The 7,594-nt window shown below is 61.4% G+C and carries 9 protein-coding genes; 1 reads left to right on the forward strand and 8 read right to left on the reverse strand.

From position 1 onward, the window contains the following. From EN935_RS14865 to EN935_RS14890, 6 genes are all read right to left on the reverse strand, one after another. Window positions 1-682: pyridoxal-dependent decarboxylase (locus tag EN935_RS14865; RefSeq protein ID WP_164771137.1), on the reverse strand; the 682-nt coding region annotated here is incomplete at its 3' end. Window positions 683-786: 104 nt separating this feature from the next. Further along, window positions 787-1,518: a peptidase gene (locus EN935_RS14870; RefSeq protein WP_127263075.1), complete on the reverse strand. Its 732-nt coding sequence runs from the start codon at window positions 1,516-1,518 to the stop codon at window positions 787-789. A gap of 32 nt (window positions 1,519-1,550) precedes the next feature. After that, on the reverse strand, window positions 1,551-2,345 hold the full coding sequence (locus EN935_RS14875) for a transglutaminase family protein (RefSeq protein ID WP_109669147.1): 795 nt from the start codon (window positions 2,343-2,345) through the stop codon (window positions 1,551-1,553). Between the two features lie 85 nt (window positions 2,346-2,430). Then, window positions 2,431-3,372: an alpha-E domain-containing protein gene (locus tag EN935_RS14880; protein WP_109669149.1), complete on the reverse strand. Its 942-nt coding sequence runs from the start codon at window positions 3,370-3,372 to the stop codon at window positions 2,431-2,433. 21 nt (window positions 3,373-3,393) lie between these two features. Then, complete coding sequence (locus EN935_RS14885; protein WP_164548689.1) at window positions 3,394-4,806, reverse strand: circularly permuted type 2 ATP-grasp protein; 1,413 nt, start codon at window positions 4,804-4,806, stop codon at window positions 3,394-3,396. Window positions 4,807-4,977: 171 nt separating this feature from the next. After that, window positions 4,978-5,214, reverse strand: coding sequence for an Lrp/AsnC family transcriptional regulator (locus tag EN935_RS14890; protein WP_010909609.1), 237 nt, complete (start codon window positions 5,212-5,214; stop codon window positions 4,978-4,980). Window positions 5,215-5,479: 265 nt separating this feature from the next. Between EN935_RS14890 and EN935_RS14895 the strand changes: the two genes are divergently transcribed. Then, window positions 5,480-5,899 carry a DUF4864 domain-containing protein gene (locus EN935_RS14895; protein ID WP_126069025.1) on the forward strand — a complete coding sequence of 140 codons (420 nt, stop codon included), beginning with the start codon at window positions 5,480-5,482 and terminating at the stop codon, window positions 5,897-5,899. Between the two features lie 4 nt (window positions 5,900-5,903). Here the strand turns inward: EN935_RS14895 and tgt are convergent, their stop codons facing one another. Next, entirely contained in the window at window positions 5,904-7,034 is a 1,131-nt protein-coding gene (gene tgt / locus EN935_RS14900; RefSeq protein ID WP_127263076.1) for a tRNA guanosine(34) transglycosylase Tgt, read from the reverse strand. After that, on the reverse strand, window positions 7,027-7,594 hold a 568-nt coding region (locus EN935_RS14905), incomplete at its 5' end, for an S-adenosylmethionine:tRNA ribosyltransferase-isomerase (protein WP_164771138.1). The genes tgt and EN935_RS14905, both read right to left, overlap by 8 nt.

Raw genomic sequence — 7,594 nt, forward strand, 5'->3', positions numbered from 1 at the left:
GGCCGGCATCATCGCTTGCGTCGGCGGTGATTGCCGCCTCGAGCGCTGCCGTGTCCATGGCGCGAAAGCGGCCGCCTACCGGAATGCGCACGAGATTGTCCTCGCCGATGCCTGACACCCAGATCGCCCGGTCGATCGAGGTGTGGACCTGGTCGGACGAATAAATGCGCAGCCGTGTCTGCCCTGCCAGGCCCTGTTTGTTGCCTTGCCACTCGAGTGCCCGCTCGCGCATGGTCAGCACCGCGGCCAGCGTCGCCGACGAGGCCGAATCCTGGATCACCCCGGAAAAACCTTCCGGCAGGCCGAGCGCCTGGCGCATCCAGTCGACGGTGCGCGTTTCCAGCTCGGTCGCCGCCGGCGACGTCTGCCAAAGCATGCACTGTGCGGCCATCGCCGAGACCAGATACTCCGCCACCACCGAGACCGGCGCCGCATTGGCCGGGAAATAGGCGAAAAAGCGGGGATGCTGCCAGTGCGTCATCCCCGGCAGAATCTTCTCTTCGAAGTCGGCGAAGATCCGGTCCATCGGTTCGCCGTCTTCGGGCGGCGAAGCCTCGATGCTTTTGAAGATGTCGCCGGGCTCGACCAGTGGCCGTACCGGCCGTTCGCGTAGTGTGTCGCGGTAGTCGGCGCCCCAGTCGGCGGCGCGCCGCGACCATTCCCGGAACTCATCGTTGTTCATCCTGTCCTCCCGACATGATCCCTCGCGGCCATCCATAGCGGCTGGCCTCTTTATTAATTAACGCGTGAAATATACGCAACCGCCGGCGGCGAACTTCGCGCACCCTAGCCAGGAAAATCCGGCAGGCTGGCAAAGGCCGTCTTAAGCGCATTCGACCAGCCGTCCGAGATCGTGCGGTAATACTGGTCGTCCTGGCTGATCCGCTTCTTCAACCCGACCTTGAAGGCGTCCTTCTCCAGAAAGAGCAGGTCGAGCGGCAAGCCGACGGACAGGTTCGACTTCAATGTCGAATCGAACGACACCAAAAGCAGCTTCACCGTCTCGGCGAGGCTCATCGTCTTTTCATAGGCGCGGATGATGATCGGCTTGCCATATTTGGTCTCGCCGATCTGGAAGAACGGCGTGTCATCGGTCGATTCGATGAAATTGCCTTCGGGATAGATCATGAACAGGCGCGGCTCGCTGCCTTTGATCTGGCCGCCGAGGATGAAGGAAGCATTGAAGTAGGAATCCGCCTTCTCGCCCGCAGGCGACGAACTGGCGATGACCTCCTTGACCGTATCGCCGACCAGCCGCACCGTCTGATACATCGACGGCGTTTCCAGAAGCGTGGCGTGACGGTCGGCAATTGCCTTAGTGCGTTCGTCGAGCAGGCTGACCACGGCCTGCGTCGTCGCCAGATTGCCCGCCGACATCAAAACGATGACGCGCTCGCCCGGCTGCTCCCAGATATGCATCTTGCGGAAGGTGGAAATCGAATCCATGCCGGCATTGGTGCGCGTGTCCGACATGAACACGAGCCCGCGATCGATCTTCAGGCCAACGCAATAAGTCATGGAATCTCTTCTGGCAGCAATCTTGCGAAAGATTACTGCTCCACCGTGACGGTGACCGCAAGCTGTTCTTCCGCCTGTCCCAGCCGAATTCCCGACACCGGCGTGGCGTCGCGGTAGTCGCGGCCCGTTGCCACCTTTACATAGCGCTCGTCAGGCGAAATGCCATTGGCGGCATCGAAGGCAACCCAGCCGAGACCCGACACATGCGCTTCGGCCCAGGCGTGACTTGCGGCCTGCTCAACCGTTGCATCCAGCATCAGATAGCCACTGACATAGCGAGCCGGAAAGCCCATGGCGCGCGCCGCGGCGGCAAAGATATGGGTGTGATCCTGGCAGACACCGGTCTTGAGCGCCAAGGCTTCCTCCGCCGGCGTCGCCGCATTGGTGGTGCCGGGCGTGTAGGCAACGCGCTCGCCGATGACAGCCATCAGCCGGTGAAGCCTCTCGATGTCGGTGCCCTTGCCGACCGATGCCGCGAGTTCGCGAACACCGCTGCCGATCGTCGTCAATGGCGTTTCATGGCTGTACAGCCAGAGCGGCGTAAAGCCCTGGTGTGGTCCCGAGACACCTGCGGTGTCGCGCGTCACCACTTCGCCTGATGCTTCCACGGTGATGAAGTCGCGCTCGCCCTCGACGCTCAACAGCCTTGTGTCGTTGCCGAAATGGTCGACAAAGCGAACCTCTTCGCGCGCGCCTTCGATGGCCAGCGCCCAGGACAGAACGGTCTGCGTCGATCCGCTGACCGGAAGCAGCCGCAGCCGCTGCAACAGATAGTGCACCGGTGCATCGTAGCGGTATTCGGTCCGATGGGTGATCTTCAGCCGCATGCTTTTTTTCCGTTTGTGAGCATGATCTTGTCCGAAAACCGGTTCCCACTTTTCGCTATCGCGGTCCTCCGGTTCGGGACCATGCTCAGTTGAACCGGTAATCTTGTGCGATTTCGTCGCCCAGCTTGGTGTTATCGCGAATGAAATTGGCCAGGAATTCATGCAGGCCGGTATCGAAAATATCCTTGATCGATCCCGCTCTCAGCATTGCCTGCGTTTTCTCGGCCGTTGCGTGGCAGGCATGGCGCTCGCCGTAGTCGTCGCCGAGGAATTTCAGATGCTCCGACAGGAAGCGATAGCAGAACATCAGCGACCGCGGCATGCGGACATTGAGGATCAGGTAGTCGGCAATGTTCGTCGGTTTGTAATCGGCGTCATAGACCCAGCGATAAGAGCGATGTGCCGACACAGAACGCAGGATCGATTCCCACTGGTAGTTGTCGAGCGTCGAGCCGACCCAGGAGATCGACGGCAGGAGCACGTAGTATTTCACATCGAGGATGCGCGCCGTGTTGTCGGCGCGCTCGACATAGGTGCCGAGCTGCGAGAAGTCGAAGATCTCGTTGCGCAGCATGGTGCCGTAGAACGAGCCGCGGATCAGCGCCGTCTCGCGCTTGATCGCATCGAGCACGCTGGGCAGGTCGCGCTCGTCGATCGGCCTGGCCAGCATCCGCTTCAGCGACATCCAGGCTTCGTTGATGCTTTCCCAGGTCTCGCGCGTCAGCGCGGTGCGCACCATGCGGGCATTGTTGCGGGCCGTTTCGATCGACGCCATCGTGCTCGACGGGTTCGACGTGTCGCGCAACAGGAAGTCGGCGACATTGGCGGCGGTATAATCAGAATATTTCTGGCTGAAAGTGACGTCAGAACCAGCGCTGAGCAGCACCGAATTCCACTCTTCCGAGGCGCTCTGGGTACGAGTCAGCGCCATGCGCAGGCCGGCGTCGACCAAGCGCGCCATGTTTTCCGCCCGCTCGATATAGCGGTTCATCCAATAGAGCCCGTTGGCGGTGCGGCCTAAAAGCATGCAAGAACCTTCAAATGGAAATCAGTCATCCAGCACCCACGTATCCTTGGTGCCGCCGCCCTGCGAGGAATTGACCACCAGTGAGCCTTCCTTGAGCGCCACGCGGGTCAGCCCGCCGGGCACAATCTGGATGCGATCGGAGACCAGCACATAAGGCCTGAGATCCACGTGGCGTGGCGCCAGCCCCTTTTCCGTCAGGATCGGGCAAGTCGACAGGGCCAGGGTCGGTTGGGCAATGTAATTCGAGGGTTTTGCCGCCAGTTTCTTGGCAAACGTCTCGCATTCCTTCTTGGTCGCCGCCGGCCCGACCAGCATGCCGTAGCCGCCGGAACCGTGCACTTCCTTGATCACCAGTTCGTCGATGTGTTCGAGAACGTATTTCAGGCTGTCCGGCTCCGAGCAGCGCCAGGTCGGAATGTTGCCGAGGATCGCCTTGCGGCCGGTGTAGAATTCGATGATCTCGGGCATGTAGGAATAGATCGCCTTGTCATCGGCGATGCCGGTGCCCGGCGCGTTGGCGATGGTGATGTTGCCGGCCCGATAGACATCCATGATGCCGGGCACGCCGAGCGCCGAGTCCGGCCGGAACGTCAGTGGATCGAGGTACGAATCGTCGACGCGGCGATAAAGTACGTCGATCTGCTTGTAGCCTTCGGTCGTGCGCATGGCGACGTGGCCATCGACAACGCGCAGATCCTGGCCTTCGACCAGTTGCACGCCCATCTGGTCGGCGAGGAAGGCGTGTTCGAAATAGGCGGAGTTGAAACTACCGGGCGTCAGCACCGCGATGGTCGGCGCGCCCTTGGTGCTTTGCGGCCGCACCGCCGCCAGCGACTGGCGCAGAAGCTGCGGATAGTTTTCCACCGGCCGCACCTTGATCTTCTGGAACAGCTCGGGAAACAGCTGCATCATCGTCTCGCGGTTCTCCAGCATGTAGGAGACACCCGACGGCGTGCGCGCATTGTCTTCCAGCACATAGAACTCGTCCTCTGAGATGCGGACGATGTCGACGCCGATGATGTGCGTATAGACGCCAGCCGGCGGCCTGACGCCTATCATTTCCGGCAGGAATGCCTCGTTCCTGGCGATCAACTCCCTGGGAACGCGCCCTGCCCGCAGGATTTCCTGGCGATGGTAGATATCGTCGAGGAAGGCGTTCAGCGCCTGCACGCGTTGCTCGATGCCTTGCGTGAGGCGGCGCCATTCATTGCCTGAAATGATCCGGGGAACGATGTCGAACGGGATCAGCCGCTCGGAGGCTTCCTGCTCGCCATAAACGGCGAAGGTGATGCCGGTCTTGCGGAAGACGCGTTCGGCGTCCTGCATTTTCTCGGTCAACCTGGCCGGATCCTGCTCCTTCAGCCAGCGATCATAAGCCGAATATGGTCTTCTCAATCCGGAGACTTCCGGAAGCATTTCATCGAACGCTGCCAATCGCATACTCCCCTGTGACGCCATTTCACTGGCGTCGCCGGAGAAAATCAAGCGCAATCGGTGATTTGGGAGATACGGGCGATCAGTATGTTGCACCTGCCTAAAATTAAGGCAGCCGAAATATGACGGTAATCAGGCTTTGCCTCGTGTCCGGGCAAGTGCGCTCGATGGCTAAAAGGCGCGGAACGTGACGACGGTGAAGGTGTCCTTGATGCCGGGGAGAATCTGCACCTTCTCGTTGACGAAATGGCCGACGTCTTCCTCGTCGTCGACATAGAATTTGGCGAGCAGATCGTAATTGCCGGCGGTGGAGTAGATTTCCGAAGCGATCTCGGCATCGGCAAGCGCGCTGGCAACCTCATAGGATTTGCCCAACTCGCATTTGATCTGCACGAAAAACGCCTTCATGGCTTCGTCCCGCTAAACGTCCAAGTCCAGCGGCCCTTCTGGCAGACTGGAGGCGGGCTTTCAAGCGCTGGAATGAATGCTCAGCCGGCCTGGACCTGGGCTACGAGCTCCCGCAGCTCCGCCACAGGCTGCAACCTGCCGCCGATCGCCAGCGATTATTCGCAATCGCTGAAACCGCGATGCGCTGCCAAGCGTATGTTATGATGCGTCTTCGGACAGCACTATTTTTGAGGGAAGATATTCCGCGGGACAACGGAGACAGGCCATGCGCCGCGCCTTTTTCGCATTCGCATTCGTTCCATTCCTCTTTGTGTCGTCGGCATTTGCCGGCGATGCCGAGATCAAGGCAGGGCAGTCCGTCATCGATGGCCAGTTGAAGGCACTCATCGCCAATGACGGCGCCACTGCCTATAGCTTCGCCGCGCCTAATGTGAAACGGATTTTCCCGACCGTCGATGCCTTCATGAACATGGTGACAAACGGCTACCCGCCGGTGCGCAAGCCGCAGACCTATTCCTTCGGCAAGGTCGAGGAGACGGCCCCGGGTTCGATCGTCCAGCAGGTACTGATCGTCGGCCCCGACGGCAAGGACTACGAGGCTGTCTACACGTTGCAGCAACAGCCCGACGGCACATTCCAGATCACCGGCTGCAGCCTGCGCGCGTCGAATTCGCTCAGCACTTGAGGCCTCACAGCAACGAGATATCGCCCCTCGCCCAGCCCTCGGTGATTTCTGCGCCGCGCGCCTGGAAGGTGCCGGCCTCGATCGCAGCGCGGATGTCCTGCATCAGTTTCTGGTAGTAGGAAAGATTGTTCCAGGTCAAAAGCATGGCGCCAAGCGCTTCCTGCGAGCGCACCAGATGATGCAGATAGGCGCGCGAGTAGTCCCGGGCGGCCGGGCAATCGCTTTCCTCATCCAGTGGACGCGGATCGTCGGCATGGCGGGCGTTGCGCAGATTGACCTTGCCCCGCCTTGTATAGGCAAGGCCGTGGCGGCCGGCCCGTGTCGGCATCACGCAGTCGAACATGTCGATGCCGCGCGCCACCGATTTCAGGATATCGTCAGGCGTGCCGACGCCCATGAGATAGCGCGGTTTGTCCGCTGGCAGTTCCGGACAGGTGATGTCGAGCATTTCGAGCATCACGGCTTGCGGCTCGCCGACGGCAAGGCCGCCAACGGCGTAGCCTTTCAACTCCATTGCGCTCAGCGCCTGCGCCGAACGCATCCGCAGTGCTGCATTGTCACCGCCTTGCACGATGCCGAACATCGCCTTGCCCGGCTGGTCGCCGAACGCCGTCTTGCAGCGCTCGGCCCAGCGCAGCGACAACTCCATGGCGCGCTCGATCTCCTTCATCTCGGCCGGCAGCGCCGTGCATTCGTCGAGCTGCATCTGGATGTCGGAATCGAGCAGCCCCTGGATCTCGATCGAGCGTTCCGGCGACATCTCGTAGGCGGCGCCGTCTATGTGCGAGCGGAAGGTGACGCCCTTTTCAGTCAGCTTTCTCAGCTTCGACAGCGACATCACCTGGAACCCGCCGCTGTCGGTCAGGATCGGATGCGGCCAGCGGGCGAATTCATGCAGGCCGCCGAGCCGCGCCACGCGCTCGGCGCCAGGCCGCAGCATCAGATGGTAGGTGTTGCCCAGGATGATGTCGGCGCCGACACCGCGCACCTGGTCCATATACATGGCCTTGACGGTGCCGCCGGTGCCGACCGGCATGAAGGCCGGCGTGCGGATTTCGCCACGCGGCATGTCGATCACACCGCGCCGCGCCTTACCGTCAGTCGCCAGAACCTTGAAGCTGAACGGCTTAGCCATTGAATTCCTTGTCGTGGACCGGGGCGCCCGGTGCCTGCTTGTCGAGCGACTGTCCATCGCTCGTCTCCGCTCGGAAAAGCAGGCTTGCGTCGCCATAGGAATAGAATCTGTAGCGGTTCTCGATGGCATGCGCATAGGCCGCGCGCATCGTCTCGAGGCCGCTGAAGGCCGAAACCAGCATGAACAGTGTCGAGCGCGGCAGGTGGAAATTGGTCATCAGCATGTCGGCGGTGCGAAAGCGGTAGCCGGGCGTGATGAAGATATCGGTCGGGCCGGACCATGCAAGCAGAGTGCCGTCCTCACGCGCCGCACTCTCCAGCAGCCGCAGCGAGGTCGTGCCGACAGCAACGATGCGCCCGCCCTTCGCCTTCGCCGCATTGAGCGCATCCGCGGTTTCTCGGCTGACCGAACCGGTCTCGGCATGCATCTTGTGGTCGGCGGTGTCGTCCGCCTTCACCGGCAGGAACGTGCCGGCGCCGACATGCAAGGTGACGAAGCGGCGTTCGATGCCCTTGGCGTCAAGCGCTGCAAAAAGCTCCGGCGTGAAATGCAGGCCCGCT

It is taken from the genome of Mesorhizobium sp. M7D.F.Ca.US.004.03.1.1 (assembly GCF_003998635.1).
In the GTDB taxonomy this organism is placed as follows: domain Bacteria; phylum Pseudomonadota; class Alphaproteobacteria; order Rhizobiales; family Rhizobiaceae; genus Mesorhizobium; species Mesorhizobium loti.

Excerpts from the sequence above, each read along its gene's own strand:
- EN935_RS14870 (WP_127263075.1), bottom strand. The coding sequence starts at position 1,518 with ATGACTTATTGCGTTGGCCTGAAGATCGATCGCGGGCTCGTGTTCATG.
- EN935_RS14875 (WP_109669147.1), bottom strand. The coding sequence starts at position 2,345 with ATGCGGCTGAAGATCACCCATCGGACCGAATACCGCTACGATGCACCG.
- EN935_RS14880 (WP_109669149.1), bottom strand. The coding sequence starts at position 3,372 with ATGCTTTTAGGCCGCACCGCCAACGGGCTCTATTGGATGAACCGCTAT.
- EN935_RS14890 (WP_010909609.1), bottom strand. The coding sequence starts at position 5,214 with ATGAAGGCGTTTTTCGTGCAGATCAAATGCGAGTTGGGCAAATCCTAT.
- EN935_RS14895 (WP_126069025.1), top strand. The coding sequence starts at position 5,480 with ATGCGCCGCGCCTTTTTCGCATTCGCATTCGTTCCATTCCTCTTTGTG.
- tgt (WP_127263076.1), bottom strand. The coding sequence starts at position 7,034 with ATGGCTAAGCCGTTCAGCTTCAAGGTTCTGGCGACTGACGGTAAGGCG.